This is a genomic window from Allobosea rubneri, assembly GCF_032464875.1.
Taxonomy (GTDB): Bacteria; Pseudomonadota; Alphaproteobacteria; order Rhizobiales; family Beijerinckiaceae; genus Allobosea; species Allobosea rubneri.
On record NZ_JAWDID010000015.1, the window covers coordinates 1 to 18,127 of the forward strand.

An 18,127-nucleotide genomic window follows, 5' to 3' on the forward strand; every position below is an offset into this window, starting at 1 on the left:
TCGGTGCGCCCGGCCTCGCGCTCGCCGATCCCGGGCGCTGGCTGACCGCGATCGACGGCATTGCCTTCGGCGACGACCCGGCCGACGGCGTCGTCCGCGGCCGGCGCTACCTCAACAGCGCCCTGCGCATCGCCTTCACCGCGCCCGAAGGCTTCGAACTCGAGGCGGCGCGCGAGATGGTGGTCGGCGTCGGCGGCGACGGCGCCCAGGCCCTGCGCTTCGACTCGGTCGCGCTCAAGCCCGGGCAGACGCTCGAATCCTATGTCGCCTCCGGCTGGATCGACGGTGTCACCACCGGGACGGTCGAATCCGTGACGGTCGGCGGCCTGCCGGCTGCCGTCACCACCGGCAAGGGCACCGATTGGCGCTTCCGGCTGGCCGCGATCCAGGCCGGCTCGCGCGTCTATCGCTTCATCCTCGCCGCCAAGGGCGAGACCGATCCCGAACGCGGCATGCGCGCCGTGCTCGACAGCTTCCGCAGCCTGACTCCGGCCGAGGCGCAATCGGTCAAGCCGATGCAGATCCGGCTGGTCAGCGCCGCCGAGGGCGAGACGCCGACGAGCCTCGCCGGGCGGATGGCGACGCATGATCGGCCGCAGGAGCTCTTCCTGATCCTGAACGGCATTGAGCGCAGCGCCAGGCTGAACCCCGGACAGCGTTACAAGATCGTGACCGAATAGCCTGGTTTCAGGCGGCCTTGCGCCGCTGACCAGCCATCCCGGCTCGTGCTAGCGTCCCGCGCCAATGACGGTCCCCCGAACGGACGGGCCGCTGACAGGTGGCGGCGGAACGCCGCCCGATCAGGGAGGCGACCATGGCACTCGACCGCCGCATCGTCGAACTCTACGACGAGTACACCCACAAGCCGCTCGACCGACGCAGCTTCATGAACCGGCTGGTCACGCTCGCCGGCTCGGTCGCAGCGGCGGAGGCCGCGCTCGCGCTGCTCGAGCCGAACTATGCGCAGGCCCAGCAGGTCGCCCCCGACGATGCCCGGCTCGAGGCACGGCGCATCGCCGAGACCGTCAATGGCGTTTCACTGAGAGGCTACCTCGTCGCACCGAAGACCCCCGCCAGGCGCGGCGGCGTGCTCGTCATCCATGAGAATCGCGGCCTAAACCCGCATATCGAGGACGTCACCCGCCGCATGGCGCTGGCCGGCTTCACCGCGCTCGGCCTCGACTTCCTGACCCCGCTCGGCGGCACGCCCGCCGATCCCGATGCCGCTCGCGCGCTCTTCCCGCAGCTCAAGCCCGAGGACGTGGTCGCCCAGGGGCGGGCAGCGCTCGCCTTGCTCGCCGCCCGGCCGGACGCGACCGGCAAGGTCGGCGCCGTCGGCTTCTGCTGGGGTGGGGGCGCCGTCAACGACCTTGCCGTGGCAGCACCCGAGCTGACCGCCGGCGTCGTCTTCTACGGCCGCTCGCCGGACCTCGCCAAGGTGCCGCAGATCAAGGCCCGGCTGCTGATCCAGCACGCCGCGCGCGATACCCGCCTGGTCGAGGGGTTGCCGGCCTATGAGGCCGCGCTGAAGGCCGCCCATATCCGCTACCAGGCGATCGTCTACCCGGATGTCGACCACGCCTTCCACAACGATACCAGCGCCGAGCGCTACAATGCCGCCGCCGCCAGGCTGGCCTGGGAGCGCACGGTCGCCTTTCTCGCCAGCGAGACGGGGGCGGCCTGAGGGCCCGGGAGCGCCCCCGCCGGGCGATCAAGGAAAAGGCCCGGCGGATCGCTCCGCCGGGCCTTTCCATATCCGGTCTGGGGAAACCGCCTCAGGCGGCCTCTTCCTGCAGGTCCTCGTCGCCTTCCTCGGCCTCGGCCGCCTCGGCCTTGCTGGCCCGGCGCGGCGACTTGGCGAGCTGGGTCTCGATCTTCTTCAGCGCCTCGGTCTCGGTGATCTCGTCGACCGCCGCGATCTCGCGCGTCATCCGGTCGATCGCCGCTTCATAGAGCTGGCGCTCGGAATAGGACTGCTCGGGCTGCGCCTCGGAGCGATAGAGGTCGCGCACCACTTCGGCGATGGCGACGAGATCGCCCGAGTTGATCTTCGCTTCGTATTCCTGGGCGCGGCGCGACCACATGGTGCGCTTGATACGGGCGCGGCCGGTCAGCGTCGCCAGCGCCTTGGCGACGATCTCGCCATCGGCGAGCTTGCGCAGGCCGACGCTCGCCGCCTTGGCGGTAGGCACGCGAAGGGTCATCTTGTCCTTGGCGAAGCTGACGACGAACAGCTCGAGTTTGAAGCCAGCAACCTCCTGCTCCTCGATCGCCGTGATCTGACCGACACCATGGGACGGATAGACGACGAACTCGCCAGTCTTGAAACCCAGGCGCACAGCAGCTTTCTTCGCAGTGGTCATGCCGTTTCAACTCCTCATCGGTCCGCTATGTGCGGAGACGCGACTTTCAGTCGCTGGTCGGAATAACCAGCGCCACTCTGCCGGACGCGACGGATGCGACTTTGAAAGTCATCTCCAGGCGCGACACGCTCCCTCAGCCGATTGTTTCTTGATGGCCACCGGACACGAAGGTCGCACAGCCCCGGACTTGGTGCCGGTAGCTCTGCGGACTGCGCTTATGGGGGCGCCCCATTCATGAATTCTCGCAGGGGCAGGCGGAACGAACTCGACTGTGGCAATTGTATACCACAAAAAACCCGCCGAATCAAAGGCAAACGGTTTTCGCGCCTGCCAGCGGGCCCCGCCGGCCCGCCATGGTCGACTGCGTCGGGGGCATGCCCCAGGGGCAGGTTCAGTCGCCTTCGCCGGGGTTCGCCGAGAAATGCGCCTCGAGTTTGCCGGGCACGCCGTCGAACTCCTTGGCGTCGGCAGGCGGCTCTTTCTTCTGCGTGATGTTCGGCCAGCTCGAAGCATATTTCGAGTTGAGCTGAAGCCAGCTGTCGAGGCCGGGCTCGGTGTCGGGCTTGATCGCTTCGGCCGGGCATTCCGGCTCGCAGACGCCGCAGTCGATGCACTCGTCGGGATGGATGACGAGCATGTTCTCGCCTTCGTAGAAACAGTCTACCGGACAGACCTCGACGCAATCCATATACTTGCACTTGATGCAGTTCTCGGTGACCACATAGGTCATGGCGCTGTCCTTCCGATCGACCGGCGCATCCTTAGAACCGGTCGAGAGAGTGTTTCAAGGCCGCATTTAGGCCGGAAACGATAAAGAAGTTCTGCCGAAACATCCGTTTCGGAACATTCCTTGCAGACCGCGCCAACGCCGGCCGCACGATCCCGAGCGATTATCCCTTCGGTTCCCCCGGCGCAAGCGACGCATCGCCGCGCTGATCGCCGCCGAGCACCTCGTAGAGCGTCTGCGCCTGCTCGTAGGAGCCCCGGCGCTCGCCGAGCGCGCGCAGCTTCACGACCAGAGTCGCGTGCGGCAGGGCCAGCGTCAGGACATCGCCGAGCTTGAGCCCCTGTGCCGGATTCTCGATCCGCTTGCCTGCGACCCGGACATGGCCGTCCTCCACCAGGCGCACGGCGGCGGGGCGGTTGCGCGCAAAGCGCGCAAACCCGAGCCATTTGTCGAGACGCTGACGGTCTTCCCGCAATCGGACCTCGTGCCTGACGCCTCAGCCCTTGCGCCCGTCGCCGCCTTCGAGCTGCGCCTTCAGGGCGAGCAGCTTGGCGAAGGGCGAATCCGGATCCGGCTGACGCTCGGCGGGACGCGGCTTGGCCGGCGCCTGGAAGCGCTGCTCCTTACCGCCGCGCTCGTCGCGGCGCGGACCACCGCCCGGCCTGCCTTCATTGCGCCGGAACTCCGGCCGCGGACCACGCTCCTGGCGATTGCCGCCTTCCGGCCGACCACCGCGACACTGCCGCTCCGGCGCGCCGCCCGCAGCGTCCCCGGCGGGAGCCTGCCCGCCGGCCGCCGGGCGCTGGCCGTTCCAGCCGCCCTCGCGCCAGCGATTGCGATTTGGCCGCGGACCGCCTTCCGGACGCGCCCCGCCGCCAGCCTCTCCGGCCGGCGCAGCTTCACCCTGATGGCCGGGGCGACGGTCGTTACGACGCCCGCGAGCACCCTGCTCCGGCCGCCTTCCGCCCTGATGACGATGCGGCCGCCAGACCTCGATCAGCTCCGGCTCGGCCGGCTTGGCCGGCTCCTCGGCGGAGACGGCGGTCTCGGCAGCGGCGACGTCGGTTACCGGCTCGGCTAGGGCCGACATCGCATCGGCCGGGACCGGCTCGGAGACGGCCGGCTGGTCGGCCTCGGCGGCGACCACGGCCGCCTCATCCGGCGCAGCTGCGAGCTCGGCCTCGGTAAGCACAGGAGCATCCGGCGTTTCGGCGGCGGCAGCTTCGGGCGCTTCGCTCTCGGAGGCCGCAGCCTCGGACGGGGCCTCCGCATTCAAGGCGTCGAGATTCTCGGCCGAAACGGCCTCGGCCACGGCGTCCCCCTCGCCCGCAGGCGAGGCTTCAGCCGCCGGGGCAGCCACGATCGGCTCCGGCGTCGCAGCGAGGGGCACAGTGATCGCAGGGCCCGGCCGCTTCACCGAGACATAGCCGAGCGAGCGCAGGATCGAGGCGAAATCCTCGCCGGCGCAGCCGACGAGCGAGGTCATCGCGCCCGTGGCGACGAAGCCGTCCTGGTCGGCGGCGCCCGCCGGCGGCTGGCCGAGCGTCATGCCGGGGCGATAGGCGATGGCCGGACGAATCAGGTCGGCAAGGCGTTCGAGGATGTCGACGCGCACAGCACGCTCGCCGCAGACGCGATAACCGGCAGCCCTGTACAGCCCCTTCGGCACGTCCTTGTTGGCCGGGAACGAGGTCCGGCCGGACGAGGCGAGATGGGCGATGTCGTCGAGCCCGCCCTGCTCCGGGCCGCCATGCTTCAGCGCCCAGAGCTGGGCGGCGAGCGCCCGGGGCGCCGGCTTCAGCAGGGCCGGAACGTAAAGATGGAAGGCGCCGAAGCGCATGCCGAGCTGGCGCAGGCCGGCCCGCCCCTCCTGGTCGAGCGTCTTCATCTCCTCGCCGACCTTGGCGCGCTCGAGCACACCGAGCGCCTCGGCCGCCTGGAAGGCGATGCCGCGGGCGATGCCGGTCAGGCTCGCGGCCTCCTCCAGCACCTGCAGCGGCCCGAGCAGCTTGGTGATGTGATTCTTCAGCCAGAGCGTCAGCCGGTTCTCGACCTGCTCGCGCGCTGGCCCGGTCAGATGCTCCTCGACCAGCAGGCGCAGGCGCGGCTCCAGAACCTTCTCGCCGGCGACGAGGCGCGCCACGGGCTCGCCGATCCAGCGGATGAAACCGTCATGCGACAGGACGAAGGCCTCGTCGCCTGCAAGCACGACGCGCGAGGCGCGCGCTTCCATCTCGCTGGCGAGCGCCTTCATCGCGGCGGCGTTCAGCGCCTTGGCTTCGGGGCCGCCGGCCTTGGGATCCGCCGTGAAGCGGAAACCTTGCAGCAACCCGACATGCTGGCCCTCGACGAGCACGTCGCCCGCCGCAGTGACCTCAGCTTCCAACATCGCATTCTCCCGCAGGCGACGCATCAATACGCTCGTGCGCCGATCGACGAAACGGCTGGCGAGCCTTTCGTGCAAAGCGTCCGACAGCTTGTCCTCTACAAGACGCGCCACCCCCTGCCAATGCTCTGGATCAGGCAACCAGTCGGGACGGTTCGCAACGAAGGTCCAGGTCCGGACCTGCGCGATACGCGCCGACAGCGTGTCGATCTCGCCATCGGTGCGGTCGAGCGCATTGAGCTGCCCCCGGTACCAGTCCGGATCGAGCCGGCCGTGCCGCATCAGCCGAAGATACAGCATTGTCGCGAGGTCCGCATGCTGCATCGGCGCAATTTTGCGATAATCCGGCAGACCGCAGACCTCCCAGAGTCGCGATACGGCCGGCTTGCCTTGTGCCAGCCTCGCGACGTCGTGGTCGCGCGCCAGGATTTCCAGCGTGGTCATGTCCTCGGCGATCAGCGCGCGGGTCATTCCCTGTTCCTGCGGCTGCCGGTTGAGGCTGTCGAGCAGCCCCGGGACCGAGCGCAGGTCGAGATCGGAATTTCGCCATTGCAGCTGGCGAATCGGCTCGAAGCGGTGATTCTCGATCGCCTCGACCAGCTCGGCATCGAAGGGCGGCGCCCGACCGGTGGTGCCGAACGTCCCATCGCGCAGATGACGACCGGCCCGGCCGGCGATCTGGCCGAATTCGGCCGGATGCAGCTTGCGGAAATGATGGCCGTCAAACTTGCTGTCGCCGGCGAAGGCGATGTGGTCGACATCGAGGTTGAGCCCCATGCCGATCGCGTCGGTGGCGACGAGATAGTCGACATCGCCGGACTGGTAGATCTCGACCTGGGCATTGCGCGTGCGCGGTGAGAGCGCGCCCAGCACCACCGCCGCCCCGCCCTTCTGCCGGCGGATCAGCTCGGCGATGGCGTAGACCTCCTCGGCCGAGAAAGCGACGATCGCCGAACGGCGTGGCAGCCGGGTGATCTTGCGGTCCCCGGCGAAGGTGAGGTTCGAGAGGCGCGGCCGCGTCACCACATTGGCGCCCGGGATCAGCTGCTCAATGAGAGGCCGCATCGTGCCCGCGCCGATCAGCATCGTCTCGGCCCGGCCGCGATGATTCAGCAGCCGGTCGGAGAAGACATGGCCGCGGTCGAGATCGGCGGCGAGCTGGATCTCGTCGACGGCGACGAAGTCGACGGCGAGGTCACGCGGCATCGCCTCGACCGTGCAGACCCAGAAGCGCGGCCGCTCCGGCTTGATCTTCTCCTCGCCGGTGACGAGCGCCACCGCCTCCGGACCAACCTTCTCGACGACGCGCTGATAGACCTCGCGCGCCAAAAGGCGCAGCGGCAGGCCGATCATCCCCGTGGGATGCGCGATCATCCGTTCGATGGCGAGATGGGTCTTGCCCGTATTCGTCGGGCCGAGCACCGCCGTGACGCCGCGTGCGCGGAGCGAAGGCGGAAGGGAGCGGGGTTGGATCAAGACGCTGGAGCTTTCCTGCAGCCTGCGCGGCGAAATACCGGGCCAGCCCTACCGGTTCGGGCGCCCCAAGGGCAACCCGGGCCGTGAACAGAACGAGTCCGGAACGAAGCGAGGCCGAATCGCTGACTCCCGCAGAATCAGGTTTCGTTCACGGCGAGATGTCGCGGCAAGCGATTCAAAAACCACAAGATTTTGAATCGCCCTCGGTTTCCGTCCTTCGCCGACTTGCGCGCGCGAGGGCCGCTTTCGCTCATGTAGGCCTCCCGGGCGGGAAGGCGAGAGGCAAAAGCGAAAATAGTCGCGCACCCGTCAGCTCAGTCGCCGAAGACGTCAGCGAACACCTCGGCCGCCTCGTCCGGCGCCTCGACATGGACGAAATGACCGGCGTCCTCGCAATAGGTCACTTCGACGTCGTCGAAATAATAGGACAGGAAGGCGCTCCATTCCGCCTTCAGGACCGGGTCGTGTCGGCCCCAATGCACCCGCGTCGGCTGGTGGATCGGGACGGAAGGCGTCGGATGACCGTCGATGGCGGCGATCCGCGCCGCATTCTGGCTGCGATACCAGTCGAAGCCGCCGCGCAGATTGCCGGGTTTCAGGAAATTCTCGACCCAGCGGTCGAAGACCGGCGCGAAGGCGTCCTTGCGATGGCACCAATGCGTCAGGAAATGCCCGAGATAGAGCGCGCAGGCCTCGCGGCTGGAGCCAATCAGCTGTTCGGCCAGCGGCAATTGCTGGAAGGACTGGTACCAGATCTCGTTGACATGGCCCTCGCGCACCCAGGCCGAGCCGACGCTCGGCGTCGGGCAGTTGAAAAACAAGAGCTTCTCGACCCGCTGCGGATGGCGCCGCGCCAGCCCCTGGGCGACATAGGCCCCGACATCGTGGCCGACGACGCCGACCGGCCCCGTCCCGAGTGCCTCCAGCAGGGCGGCGATGTCGTCGGCATGGCTGTTGGCCCCGACATCGCTGCGCGGCGCGGGCGATTTGGCGCTGTCGCCGAAGCCGCGCAGGTCGGGAGCGATCAGGCGGAACTCGCCATGCAGGCGGTTCATCAGCGGCAGCCAGGTCATCCAGAATTCCGGCCAGCCATGCAGCAGCAGCACCGCCGGCCCGTCGCCGATCTCGGCGACATGCAGCACGGTATCGCGCACCACCACGTCGCGGCGCCGCAATCCTGGCGGCAGTGAAAAATCGCCGGGCATGTCGGCTCCAGGGTCGAATCGCGGCGAAAGGCTAGCCCTCCCACCGCCGATGCGGCAATCCGCCGAACGGCAACGCCTTCATGCGTTGAGAGGAGAGTACCGGCGGCGACGCCCTTCCCGCTCCAACGCGCCGCGGGCGCCTGACCTCAGTTGCGCGAGGTCGCCGCCGTGACGCCGGGATCGACCTTGAAGCGCGAGGCCTCGATCACCGCGGTGCCGATCATCGTCTTCACCGAGATCCGCACCGGCAGCATCATGCCCGTACCGGCGATCGGGGCGAGCCAAGTCGAGATCTCCTTGTTCTCGGCCATGAACTTGGTGCTCGGCCGCAGCGCCCGGTGGCCTGAGATCGGCACGTAGCGTGCCTGGCAGATCGAGACCGGGCCGCTATAGCCGTCGAGCTTGACCTCGCGGGTGCCGGCATAGCTTAGCTTGATGTCGTAGCGCGCGGCGCCGTCGAAGATCGGCAAGGTGCGGTTGCAGGCCGCGGCGCCCGAGTTCCGCCCGCCTTCGACCGGCATCAGGAAAGCGCTGATCGGGTCCATGACATTGCGGCGATGGGCGTCGCTGATCGGCACCCGGTCCGGCTTGGCATCGATCGGCGGTTCGATCTCGACCGCCCGCACGGCATTGCCGTCGAGCGCCATCCGGACGGTACGGCTTTCGCTCGAGCTCGCCGAGGAGATCGCGAATGTCGCCGGCGCGAGCCGGCCCGAATTGAGATTTCCGGTGGCGACGCCGGATCCGCGCCCACCGGTGAAGCCGCCGACGAGCCCCGTCAGCTTGGCCTGAACGTCGAGCTTGTAGCGGCTGCCCTCGATGTCCCCGCTGAGGCTGGCCTTGCCGAAGGTCATCCCGAGCAACGAGACGTCATAGGCCGCGTCGAGCGAAGCCGCCCCGGCAGGAACCACGCCCGCAAGCAGCAGAGCTGCCAGGGACAGCCCGGGCAGGGACGGCGTGAGGGCGGGCTTCATCTCGATGCTCCGGGCGGCGCGACCGTTCGACAGCTCGCTTGCACTGCGAATCGGTCCGAATCGTGACCTGATTAACGGAGTCTGACGAGAGGAGGTTACCGAGATGTTTCCGTCGCGCCGATCGGCACATCGCCTTGACGTGGGTCTGGCGCTTGGTTATAGACCCGCCACTTCAATTTGACTTCCGGTGCTCGCCTACCGGCACGTCGCGTGTCGGCGTTTTGTTTTGGGCACCCCGGAAACTTTGGGAACGATATCATGGCCCGCCGTTGCGAACTGACCGGGAAAGCCACCCTGACCGGCCACCTGGTCAGCCACTCGAACCGCAAGACCAAGACGGTCTTCCGGCCGAACCTGGTTAACGTCACCCTGCAGTCCGACACGCTCGGCCGCTCGGTCCGCCTGCGTGTCTCGGCCAACGCCCTGCGCACGGTCGATCATCGCGGCGGCCTCGACGCCTTCCTCGTCAAGGCTCCGGCCGGCGAGCTCTCGACCGGCGCGCTCGCCCTGAAGCGTGACATCGAGAAGAAGCTCGCCGCCAACTGAGCGGGCTTTTCTTCGCGCGGGCCTCCCCTCGCGATTGAATGAAGCGGCCGCGAGGCCGCTTTTTTCGTTTGGGCGACCTGCCCCCTCTCCCCTTGCGGGAGAAGGCTGGGGTGAGGGGTCGCGCGACACTGATCGCATGCCGGCGCGACATTTTTCGAAGTTCCAAAAGTCCTGCGCGACCCCTCACCCGACCCTTCGGGCCACCTTCTCCCGCAAGGGGAGAAGGGCAGGATCGAGCCCGGGCATGACGCGCGCTGCTATTGCACCAGCTCGAACTCCAGCAGCACCGTGCGCTGCAGGAAGGTCGAGAAATTATCGTCCGAGATCAGGGTGATGATGGTCCGCCCGTTCTCCAGGTGGACGGCCATCCCCTCCATGTTATCGATCTCCTGGCCGAGATCGGCCTCGATCAGGATCGGTCCGTCGAGCCGCGCCCCCGGTCGCAGCGCAGTGCCGGCGATTCGGCGGATGCGCATGCCGACGCCGCGCAGCGGCCGGTACCACCTCTCCAGCAGCAGCATGTCGCCGCCGGGCAGGAAGGCGAGGTCGGTGATGTCGTAGCCATTGCGGCGCACGACGTGGAAGCTCCCCGGCTGGCGTCCGCCGATGATGAAGCCGGTCGTCGGCTCGTCCTCCGAGCCGGAGCGTTCCGAGATCGCGACGAGCGCGCCCGCTAGCGGTTGGCCGGCCGGGACGACGCCGAGCGCCTCCAGCCCGCGATTGCTCGGCAGGCGCTTCACGGCGGCCGGAACCGGCACGATCCGCGCCCGTGCCTCGACGCCATGCCGTCCCCAGTCGAAGCGCAGGATGTCATGCGTGCGCTCGACGGCGAGATAGGCGACGCCGTCCTGGATCGCCAGCGCTTCGGTATCGTAATAGCGCGAGCGCGAGAGCGGTCGGCCGGAGACACCGAGCACCGGGGCGATCTCGGCCTGCTCCAGCCCGGCGAGGCGGCCATCACGCCGCACGAGCCGTCCCGTCAGCCAGGAAGCCTTGTCGCTCACCGCCACCAGTTGCGCACCGTCCGGCGAGCGCCAGAGCCCGGAGAAGCCGCCGAAGCGCGGATGGCTGCCGGTGAGCACGAGCCCGCTGCGGAAGACGAGCTGGCCGAAGCGGGTCTTGCCGGGATTGCCCGGCTCGAAAGCCGTAATCGGCCGAGCGGAAACGCTGACCGGCGAGCGGCCGGGCTCGATCGTCTCAGCGCGCGCGGGCGGCGCCAGCGCCGCCGCGCCGAGGCCGGCGACGAAAGCCCGTCTGCTCTGCGTCATTGCAGGCGGCGCGAGACGCGTCCGCCCGAGGCGGCGCCGGCATCCTCTTCGAACAGCTCGGCCAGCTTCTCGGTCATCACCCCGCCAAGCTCCTCCGCATCGACGATGGTGACGGCGCGGCGGTAGTAGCGGGTGACGTCGTGGCCGATGCCGATCGCGATCAGCTCGACCGGCGAGCGCGTCTCGATCTCGGCGATGACATGGCGCAGATGCCGCTCGAGATAGCTGCCGGCATTGACCGAGAGCGTGGAATCGTCGACCGGCGCGCCATCCGAGATCACCATCAGGATCTTGCGCTGCTCCGGCCGGGCCAGCAGGCGCTTATGCGCCCAGTCCAGCGCCTCGCCGTCGATGTTCTCCTTGAGCAGCCCCTCGCGCATCATCAGCCCGAGGTTCTTGCGCGCGCGGCGCCAGGGGGCGTCCGCCGCCTTGTAGATAATGTGACGGAGGTCGTTCAGGCGACCGGGATTGGCCGGCTTGCCCGATTGCAGCCAGGTCTCGCGCGAGAGCCCGCCCTTCCAGGCCCGCGTGGTGAAGCCCAGCAGCTCGACCTTGACGCCGCAGCGCTCCAGCGTCCGCGCCAGGATGTCGGCGCAGGTCGCCGCGACCGTGATCGGCCGGCCGCGCATCGAGCCGGAATTGTCGATCAGCAGCGTCACCACCGTGTCGCGGAAATTCGTGTCCGATTCCTGCCGGAAGGAGAGCGGCTGGAACGGGTCGATGATGATCCGCGGCAGGCGCGAGGGATCGAGCGCGCCCTCCTCCAGGTCGAACTGCCAGGAGCGGTTCTGCTGCGCCATCAGGCGCCGCTGCAGCCGATTGGCGAGGCGCGCGACGACGCCTTGAAGATGCGCCAGCTGCTTGTCGAGGTAGGCGCGCAGGCGCGTCAGCTCCTCGGCGTCGCAGAGTTCCTCTGCGGTGACCGTCTCGTCGAACTTCGTCGTGTATGCCTTGTAGTCGGTCTGCGGCCGGTCATTGGCGCGGCTGTCGCGCGGACGCGGCGCCTCGCCGGCTTCCTCGGCTTCGGAGCTGTCATCCTCCTCGTCCCAGTCGCCGGCCGGCGCGTCGGCGGCCTCGGAGGCCCCCTCCTGCATCTCCTCGGCGGCGTCCTCGCTGACCTCGGTCTCGGAACGCTCGCCCTGGCTCTCCTGCTCGGCCTCGCCTTCCTGCTGATCCTGATCCTCGGAGGACTGATCGTTCTCGTCCTCGTCCTCTTCGTCGTCCTGGCCCTGGCTGGTCTGCTCGGCCATGTCGAGCGAGGCCAGCATGTCGCGGACGGTGCGGGCGAAAGCACGCTGGTCCTCGACCGATTTGGCGAGCCGGTCGAGATCGGCACCGGCCTTGCTCTCGACATCGTCGCGCCAGAGCTCGACCAACTTCTGCGCCGCCTTGGGCGGCTTCAGGCCTGTCAGGCGCTCACGCACCATCAGCGCCAACGCGTCCTCGAGCGGTGCATCGGCGCGGTCGGTGATCTCCTCATAGCGCCCGCCGCGGTGGTAGCGGTCCTCGAGCATGGCGCCGATATTGCCAGCCATGCCGGCCATCCGGCGCGAGCCGAGCGACTCGACGCGGGCCTGCTCGACAGCGTCGAACACCGCCCGGGCAGCATCGCCCTCGGGCGCGGCGCGACGATGGACCGAGGCGTCGTGGCAGGCGAGGCGCAGCGCCATCGAATCGGCATGGCCACGCAGGATCGCGACGTCCTGGGCGGTGAGCTTGCGCGGCGGCTCCGGCAGGCGGGCGCGCTCGCCGACCAGAGAAGGCTTGTCGGCGGCGAAGACGATTTCCATCTCCGGCTTGCGCGCAATCGCCTTCATCGCGCCGGAGACGGCGCGCTTCAGCGGTTCGGCCGGCGCTTCCTTGGGCGTGCCGGGCTTGCGGTTGGAGATGGACAAGGCCTTGCGGTCTCCCTGGCTGCGTTCAGCGCGAGCGCCCGTCATAGGCGGTGCTGTTGAGCTCCGCCGGCTCGACGCCGGCGAGGCAGCGGGCGTTGATCGCGACCATCTGCGAGCCGTCCGGCGTTTCGCCGCGCGCGAAGGATTCGATGCCGCAGCTCTCGCAGAACAGATGCTGGATCTTCTGCGTGTTGAAGCGGTACTCGGTCAGCGCGTCCTCGCCCTTCGTCAGGGTGAAGTTCTGCGCCGGGGTGAAGGCCAGCACCGAGCCCCGGCGCTGGCAATAGGAGCAGTTGCAGGTGATCGTCTGCCCGAGATCGGCCTCGACCTCATAGGCGACCCGTCCACAATGGCAGCTGCCTTGGTAACACGCCATCACCTGCCTCCTCCGCTTGGGCCTGCCCCGCCGCGGACCTGCGGCGGCGGCCCCGATTTCCCTCGCCTAGCTCAGGACGACGTTGACGGCGCTCTCGGGCAGGTCCTTGCCGAAGGAACGCTGGAAGAACTCGGCCACCAGCGTGCGCTCCATCTCGTCGCACTTGTTGAGGAAGGTGACGCGGAAGGCGAAGCCGACATCGCCGAAGATCGCCGCGTTCTCGGCCCAGGTGATCACCGTACGCGGGCTCATCACGGTCGAGAGATCGCCGTTCATGAAGGCGTTGCGGGTGAGGTCGGCGACGCGGACCATCTTGTTGACGATGTCCTTGCCTTCCGGCGAGGTCTGGTAGTGCTTCGACTTGGCGAGGACGATCGCGACCTCGTTGTCATGCGGCAGGTAGTTCAGCGTGGTGACGATCGACCAGCGGTCCATCTGGCCCTGGTTGATCTGCTGGGTGCCGTGATAGAGGCCCGACGTGTCGCCGAGACCGACCGTGTTGGCGGTCGCGAAGAGCCGGAAGGCGGGGTGCGGGCGGATGACGCGCTTCTGGTCGAGCAGGGTGAGCTTGCCCGACTGCTCGAGCACGCGCTGGATCACGAACATCACGTCCGGGCGGCCGGCATCGTACTCGTCGAAGACCAGCGCGATGTTGTTCTGCAGCGCCCAGGGCAGGATGCCGTCCTGGAATTCGGTGATCTGCTTGCCTTCCTTCAGCACGATCGCGTCCTTGCCGACGAGATCGAGGCGGGAGACATGGCTGTCGAGGTTGACGCGCACGCAACGCCAGTTCAGCCGGGCCGCGACCTGCTCGATATGGGTCGACTTGCCGGTGCCGTGATAGCCGGAGATCATCACGCGGCGGTTATGGGCGAAGCCGGCGAGGATGGCGATCGTGGTGTCGCGGTCGAATCGGTAATCCGGATCGAGATCCGGCACATGCGCCTCGGTCTGCGAATAGGCCGGAACTTCCAGATCGCTGTCGATGCCGAAGACCTGACGAACCGACAGTTTCATGTCCGGCATGCCGGGGGCGGCGGTATTCGCTGCTGTCATCATTCTTCTCCGGGCGCAGGACAGGCCCGGCGAACACCCGGTGTCCTGGAGCCGACCGAAAGGGAGGCGTGTGCAACCTCATTAGAGCGAAAGCGCCGTAGCGGCAATTCGCATGAGGTATTCGTGGGAGGCATGCCGGCGCTTTGCCGCAGCGCATGCGCGCACGGGTCAGGGGCTCCGGGCGCGAAGCCGGGCGATCGCCGCGACCGTTCCTGCCGCCCCGTCGAGCGCGACCGCCAGCGGCGCCGGCTGGCCCGCATCCAGTGCCCCGGCGATTACGGCAGCCAGCGCCTCCGGGCCGGCTTCGGGCCGGATCGCTCGCGCGAGCCCTGCCCGCTCCAGCGCCGCGGTGCGGATCGCCTGTTCGGTCTCGCTTCCGGCATCGAAGGGCGCAACCAGAGCCGGCCGCCGCGCCTGCACGAGATCGAGAACCGTGTTGTAGCCGGCAAGGCTGAGGCTGAGCGCGCAGCAGCCCAGCAAGGCCGGAAAATCCGGCCGCGCGCGTTCGACCATGGCATTGTCCGGCGCCTGCCGCACCAAGCCGGCAAATTCGGATTCCGGCACACCCTGGCCGACGAGGATGCGCCAGCGCCGCTCCGGCAGCAGCCCGGCGGTCGCGAGCGCGAGCCGGAACAGCGGCAGCGCCGCGGCGGAGCCTCCGCCGGAGACGAGGATCTCGCCGTTCTCCTCCTGCTCGGATGTCGAGGCCGCGGGCGTCGCGAGATAGCCGGTGTAGTGCAGCCTTTCGGCGATCGCCGGGGTCACAGGCCAGGAGGCCTCGAGCGGCAGGAAGCCGCGGTCGCCATGGACCAAGACCCCGTCGAACAGCGCGACGATGCGTCGCTCGGCTTCAGCAAGGCGGTCGGCGCGCTGCGGCGCGACCAGAACGTCGCGGATCGAAGACAGGACGAGCGCCTGCGGCCGCGCCTCCCGCGCCGCCTCGATCAAGGCCAGGAACTCCCCGGCAAGCTGGCGCCGTCCGAAAGGAAAATGCTCGGTGATGACGACATCCGGCCGCAACTCTCGCGTCAGCGCGACCAGCCCCGCCGCGCGCGCCGACAGGCGCTTGGGCGCGGCCGGATCTCCCGCCTCGTCGAGCAGGTTGCGGAAATCCGTGCCCTCGACCCGCACCGGCGGCAATTGCACGAGGCGATAGCCGCTCGCAGCCTTGCCATCCGGCATGCCGCCGCTGGCGAGCGTCACCGCGTAGCCGGCCTGCGCCAGTGCTGCCGCGAGATGCCGGGCCCGGACGAGATGGCCGACCCCGAGCAGATGCGTCACCGCGATCAGGACCTGACCGGTCATGACGCCGACCCGCGCTCGACCTCCGACAGCAGGGCGGCATGGATGCGCGCCAGCCCCGCCTGCGCCGAGAAGTCGCTGTGCAGACGCGCATGGGCCGCATTGCCGAGCGCCGCCCGGCGCTCCGGATCGCCGGCCAGCGCGGCGAGCGCCGCCGTCAGCGCAGCGATATCGCCGGGCGCAACCAGGAGCCCGTCGGTGCCATGGCGAATGAACTCCGGAATCCCGGCGAAATCGGTCGCGACGATCGCCAGACCCTGGCTCGCCGCTTCCATCACCACATTTGGGAGGCCGTCGCGGTCGCCATTCTCAGCCTGCTTCGAGGGCAAGACGAACAAGTCGGCCTCGCGCAGCGCCGCGATCACGCCGTCCTGGGCGAGCGCCCCGCGCCATACGATGCGGCCTGCGAGCCCGAGCGCCTCTGCCTGCGCCTTCAGCCCCTTGAGCATCTCGCCGCCGCCGATATGGACGAAGCGCCAGTTGAGATCACCCGGCAGCGCTGCGAGTGCATTGAGCAGATCGTCGAAGCCCTTCTTCTCGACCGCGCGGCCGACGCTGACGAAACGCACGGGATCGCCGGCATCCCTGCCGTCGCGCGCGGGCCGCGCCGGCGGCGCCGGGAAACGGGCGAGATCGAGCCCGTGATAGAGCAGGCCGACCTTGTCCGGCCCATCGGCCAGCCGGGCAAGTTCGGCATGGCCGTCGCGTGTGCAGGTCACGCCCCAGCTGGCATCGGCGATCTTCTCGCGCTTCTCCCAATCGGGCGTCGTCCAGATGTCCTTGGCATGGGCAGAGAACGACCAGGACAGCCCGCGGATGAGCGCCGCATAGCGGATCACCGAGGCCGGCGTGTGCAGATAGTGGACATGCAGATGGCGCGTGCCGGCGGGGAGCTCGCGCGCCATCACGCAGGCCTGGCCGAGCCGGCGCAGCCGGTTGCGTGTCGGATCGCGCCGAAAGTCGCGCAGGAAGACACCGAGCAGCCGCAGGGTCGCGGGCCGCGACAAGGCGCGGATGAAACCGCGCAGCACGCGCGGCCAGTCGTCGTGCAGATATTCCGGCAGGTAGTGCAGCGGCGCCGCGATCTCCTTGTGCATCAAGTGCCGCGCCGCATCCGTCGGATGGCGCAGCGACCAGATCGCGAAGGGCAGGCCAAGCCGCTGCAGACCGAGCAGTTCCTGGGCGATGAAGGTCTCCGACAGGCGCGGATACCCCTTCATCGCGACGACGAGCGCCGGCCCGGCCGGTTCCTCGGCTTTCATTTGCGGCCGATCAGCATGAAGCGGGTGTAGTTCTTGGTCGGCAGCGCCCCGGCGAACAGCAATTCCGACAGCCCCGCCTGCGCTTTGAACGCCTCCAGCGACGAAACGCAGCTGCGATGATCCGGTTCGCGGAAATAGTCGTTGGATTGCAGCACCAACGGCAGCCCCGCCGGCAAGCTCGCCAGCCAGCCCGGCACGTCGTCGAGGTGCTCGCAGCTGGTGTTGACGACGAGGCCCGGCATTCCGCCCGCCGCCTCGGTGAAATCGAGGGCCATCATGTCCGCCGTCACCGACCGGAAGCGCCCGGAGGCGACATGCCGATGGTTCAGGACGGCCGCTACCTCGGCGCAGCGCGGGTCGAGATCGAGGCTGACCACCTGCGGGATCGACAGCCGCTCATCCGCCAGCAGCATCGCGCCGAGGACGCCGTGCCAGGCACCGAGCACCCAGACCGGCCCCTCCGGCCGCGGCATCACTTCGGCCAGGCTGTCGACGAGCCAACGCTTCGAGGCGATCTGCTTGTGATTGAAGGCGATCGAGAGATCGTCCGGCGCGCCCTTGCCGACGAGCCGGGCGAGATCGGCGGCGATCGGGTTGCCGGTCAGGGCTGCGACCCCGCGCAGGATGTCGTAGAGAGCGTCGGCGGGCTGCGCGGCGGTCATGCAGGCGATCGGGAGAGGGTCAAGGGGATGGAACGGGCCGGACCATATTCACAGTCGCCGGCAAAGGCCAGCATCGCGGAGAGCGGCATAAGGCTGCCCCATCTTGCCGGCATGGCGGCCGAACTGCGCCAGGTCCTGGCCGCCCACGCGCTGCGCGGCTGCGAGCACGTGATCGAGATCGGCGGCGCCGGTCTGCCGATCACCGGCTTTCTGACGCACCGGCCGGCCTCCGTCACCGTGGTCGACCCGAAGATCCCCGCTTTCGCCGACGAGACTCTGAACGGAGCGCCCTGCCGCGTCCGCCATATCGCCGCGAAGCTGCAGCAGGTCGATCTCGCCCCTTCCGCCGGCCGGCTCGGCCTCGTCCTGCTTGGCCTTTCGCTGAAACCCTATGGCAGCGCGCCGGCACTCGGCGACGAACTGCTCGCTCTCGCGCGGCGCGCCGAGGTGCTGGTGATCGACTACGCGCTGACGCTGGAGCGCGCGCTGGGACAGATCGCCCCCCTGCTGGCGGTCCGGGACGAGCCGGCCACGATCGATGTCGAGCTCAAGCTCAACGACCCCGCCCTTGCCGAGGCCGGCTTCGATCGTCGGCGCTTCCTCGTATTCGACAGAGGCTAAGAGGTCAC

General features: G+C 68.7%; 16 protein-coding genes and 1 pseudogene. 4 read left to right on the forward strand and 13 right to left on the reverse strand.

What is annotated here, in order from left to right:
- Positions 1-680 (forward strand): annotated as a pseudogene (locus RKE40_RS11885) (M48 family metalloprotease); the annotation flags it as partial.
- Positions 681-814: 134 nt separating this feature from the next.
- Complete coding sequence (locus RKE40_RS11890; protein WP_316018456.1) at positions 815-1,684, forward strand: dienelactone hydrolase family protein; 870 nt, start codon at positions 815-817, stop codon at positions 1,682-1,684.
- Between the two features lie 91 nt (positions 1,685-1,775).
- Here the strand turns inward: RKE40_RS11890 and RKE40_RS11895 are convergent, their stop codons facing one another.
- The 6 genes from RKE40_RS11895 to RKE40_RS11920 form a co-directional block, all read right to left on the reverse strand.
- Positions 1,776-2,363, reverse strand: a complete 588-nt coding sequence (locus RKE40_RS11895; RefSeq protein ID WP_316018457.1) for a CarD family transcriptional regulator — start codon at positions 2,361-2,363, stop codon at positions 1,776-1,778.
- 391 nt (positions 2,364-2,754) lie between these two features.
- Entirely contained in the window at positions 2,755-3,093 is a 339-nt protein-coding gene (gene fdxA, locus RKE40_RS11900) for a ferredoxin FdxA (RefSeq protein WP_316018458.1), read from the reverse strand.
- A 160-nt stretch (positions 3,094-3,253) separates the two neighbouring features.
- Positions 3,254-3,565 carry an RNA-binding S4 domain-containing protein gene (locus tag RKE40_RS11905; RefSeq protein WP_316018459.1) on the reverse strand — a complete coding sequence of 104 codons (312 nt, stop codon included), beginning with the start codon at positions 3,563-3,565 and terminating at the stop codon, positions 3,254-3,256.
- A gap of 21 nt (positions 3,566-3,586) precedes the next feature.
- The gene (locus RKE40_RS11910) at positions 3,587-6,949 is read right to left on the reverse strand and encodes a helicase-related protein (protein WP_316018549.1); all 3,363 of its coding nucleotides are present in this window, start codon (positions 6,947-6,949) and stop codon (positions 3,587-3,589) included.
- Positions 6,950-7,266: 317 nt separating this feature from the next.
- Complete coding sequence (locus RKE40_RS11915) at positions 7,267-8,157, reverse strand: alpha/beta fold hydrolase (protein WP_316018460.1); 891 nt, start codon at positions 8,155-8,157, stop codon at positions 7,267-7,269.
- 146 nt (positions 8,158-8,303) lie between these two features.
- Entirely contained in the window at positions 8,304-9,131 is an 828-nt protein-coding gene (locus RKE40_RS11920; RefSeq protein ID WP_316018461.1) for a DUF3108 domain-containing protein, read from the reverse strand.
- Between the two features lie 258 nt (positions 9,132-9,389).
- Here RKE40_RS11920 and rpmB point away from each other — a divergent pair, with 258 nt between their 5' ends.
- The gene (gene rpmB / locus RKE40_RS11925) at positions 9,390-9,677 is read left to right on the forward strand and encodes a 50S ribosomal protein L28 (protein WP_316018462.1); all 288 of its coding nucleotides are present in this window, start codon (positions 9,390-9,392) and stop codon (positions 9,675-9,677) included.
- Between the two features lie 257 nt (positions 9,678-9,934).
- Here the strand turns inward: rpmB and RKE40_RS11930 are convergent, their stop codons facing one another.
- The 7 genes from RKE40_RS11930 to RKE40_RS11960 form a co-directional block, all read right to left on the reverse strand.
- Positions 9,935-10,945, reverse strand: a complete 1,011-nt coding sequence (locus tag RKE40_RS11930) for an esterase-like activity of phytase family protein (protein WP_316018463.1) — start codon at positions 10,943-10,945, stop codon at positions 9,935-9,937.
- A complete protein-coding gene (gene cobT / locus RKE40_RS11935; protein ID WP_316018464.1) occupies positions 10,942-12,840 on the reverse strand; it encodes a cobaltochelatase subunit CobT in 1,899 nt (632 codons plus the stop codon). Before cobT ends, RKE40_RS11930 begins: the two co-directional genes overlap by 4 nt.
- A 25-nt stretch (positions 12,841-12,865) precedes the next feature.
- Positions 12,866-13,216, reverse strand: a complete 351-nt coding sequence (locus tag RKE40_RS11940) for a GFA family protein (RefSeq protein WP_316018465.1) — start codon at positions 13,214-13,216, stop codon at positions 12,866-12,868.
- Positions 13,217-13,282: 66 nt separating this feature from the next.
- The gene (cobS, locus tag RKE40_RS11945; RefSeq protein WP_316018466.1) at positions 13,283-14,272 is read right to left on the reverse strand and encodes a cobaltochelatase subunit CobS; all 990 of its coding nucleotides are present in this window, start codon (positions 14,270-14,272) and stop codon (positions 13,283-13,285) included.
- Positions 14,273-14,440: 168 nt separating this feature from the next.
- Entirely contained in the window at positions 14,441-15,577 is a 1,137-nt protein-coding gene (locus RKE40_RS11950) for a glycosyltransferase family protein (protein WP_316018467.1), read from the reverse strand.
- Positions 15,574-16,836, reverse strand: a complete 1,263-nt coding sequence (locus RKE40_RS11955; RefSeq protein WP_316018468.1) for a glycosyltransferase family 4 protein — start codon at positions 16,834-16,836, stop codon at positions 15,574-15,576. Before RKE40_RS11955 ends, RKE40_RS11950 begins: the two co-directional genes overlap by 4 nt.
- Positions 16,833-17,498, reverse strand: a complete 666-nt coding sequence (locus RKE40_RS11960; RefSeq protein WP_316018469.1) for a class I SAM-dependent methyltransferase — start codon at positions 17,496-17,498, stop codon at positions 16,833-16,835. The genes RKE40_RS11955 and RKE40_RS11960 overlap by 4 nt, the downstream gene beginning before the upstream one ends.
- 27 nt (positions 17,499-17,525) lie before the next feature.
- Here RKE40_RS11960 and RKE40_RS11965 point away from each other — a divergent pair, with 27 nt between their 5' ends.
- Positions 17,526-18,119: a hypothetical protein gene (locus tag RKE40_RS11965; protein WP_316018470.1), complete on the forward strand. Its 594-nt coding sequence runs from the start codon at positions 17,526-17,528 to the stop codon at positions 18,117-18,119.
- The last annotated feature ends 8 nt before the right edge of the window (positions 18,120-18,127 follow it).

What these genes read in the sequence shown, in the direction of transcription:
- rpmB (WP_316018462.1), top strand. Translation starts at nt 9,390, where the DNA reads ATGGCCCGCCGTTGCGAACTGACCGGGAAAGCCACCCTGACCGGCCAC.
- RKE40_RS11965 (WP_316018470.1), top strand. Translation starts at nt 17,526, where the DNA reads ATGGAACGGGCCGGACCATATTCACAGTCGCCGGCAAAGGCCAGCATC.
- RKE40_RS11950 (WP_316018467.1), bottom strand. Translation starts at nt 15,577, where the DNA reads ATGACCGGTCAGGTCCTGATCGCGGTGACGCATCTGCTCGGGGTCGGC.
- RKE40_RS11920 (WP_316018461.1), bottom strand. Translation starts at nt 9,131, where the DNA reads ATGAAGCCCGCCCTCACGCCGTCCCTGCCCGGGCTGTCCCTGGCAGCT.
- RKE40_RS11915 (WP_316018460.1), bottom strand. Translation starts at nt 8,157, where the DNA reads ATGCCCGGCGATTTTTCACTGCCGCCAGGATTGCGGCGCCGCGACGTG.
- RKE40_RS11930 (WP_316018463.1), bottom strand. Translation starts at nt 10,945, where the DNA reads ATGACGCAGAGCAGACGGGCTTTCGTCGCCGGCCTCGGCGCGGCGGCG.
- cobS (WP_316018466.1), bottom strand. Translation starts at nt 14,272, where the DNA reads ATGACAGCAGCGAATACCGCCGCCCCCGGCATGCCGGACATGAAACTG.
- RKE40_RS11940 (WP_316018465.1), bottom strand. Translation starts at nt 13,216, where the DNA reads ATGGCGTGTTACCAAGGCAGCTGCCATTGTGGACGGGTCGCCTATGAG.
- RKE40_RS11960 (WP_316018469.1), bottom strand. Translation starts at nt 17,498, where the DNA reads ATGACCGCCGCGCAGCCCGCCGACGCTCTCTACGACATCCTGCGCGGG.
- fdxA (WP_316018458.1), bottom strand. Translation starts at nt 3,093, where the DNA reads ATGACCTATGTGGTCACCGAGAACTGCATCAAGTGCAAGTATATGGAT.
- RKE40_RS11890 (WP_316018456.1), top strand. Translation starts at nt 815, where the DNA reads ATGGCACTCGACCGCCGCATCGTCGAACTCTACGACGAGTACACCCAC.
- RKE40_RS11955 (WP_316018468.1), bottom strand. Translation starts at nt 16,836, where the DNA reads ATGAAAGCCGAGGAACCGGCCGGGCCGGCGCTCGTCGTCGCGATGAAG.
- RKE40_RS11895 (WP_316018457.1), bottom strand. Translation starts at nt 2,363, where the DNA reads ATGACCACTGCGAAGAAAGCTGCTGTGCGCCTGGGTTTCAAGACTGGC.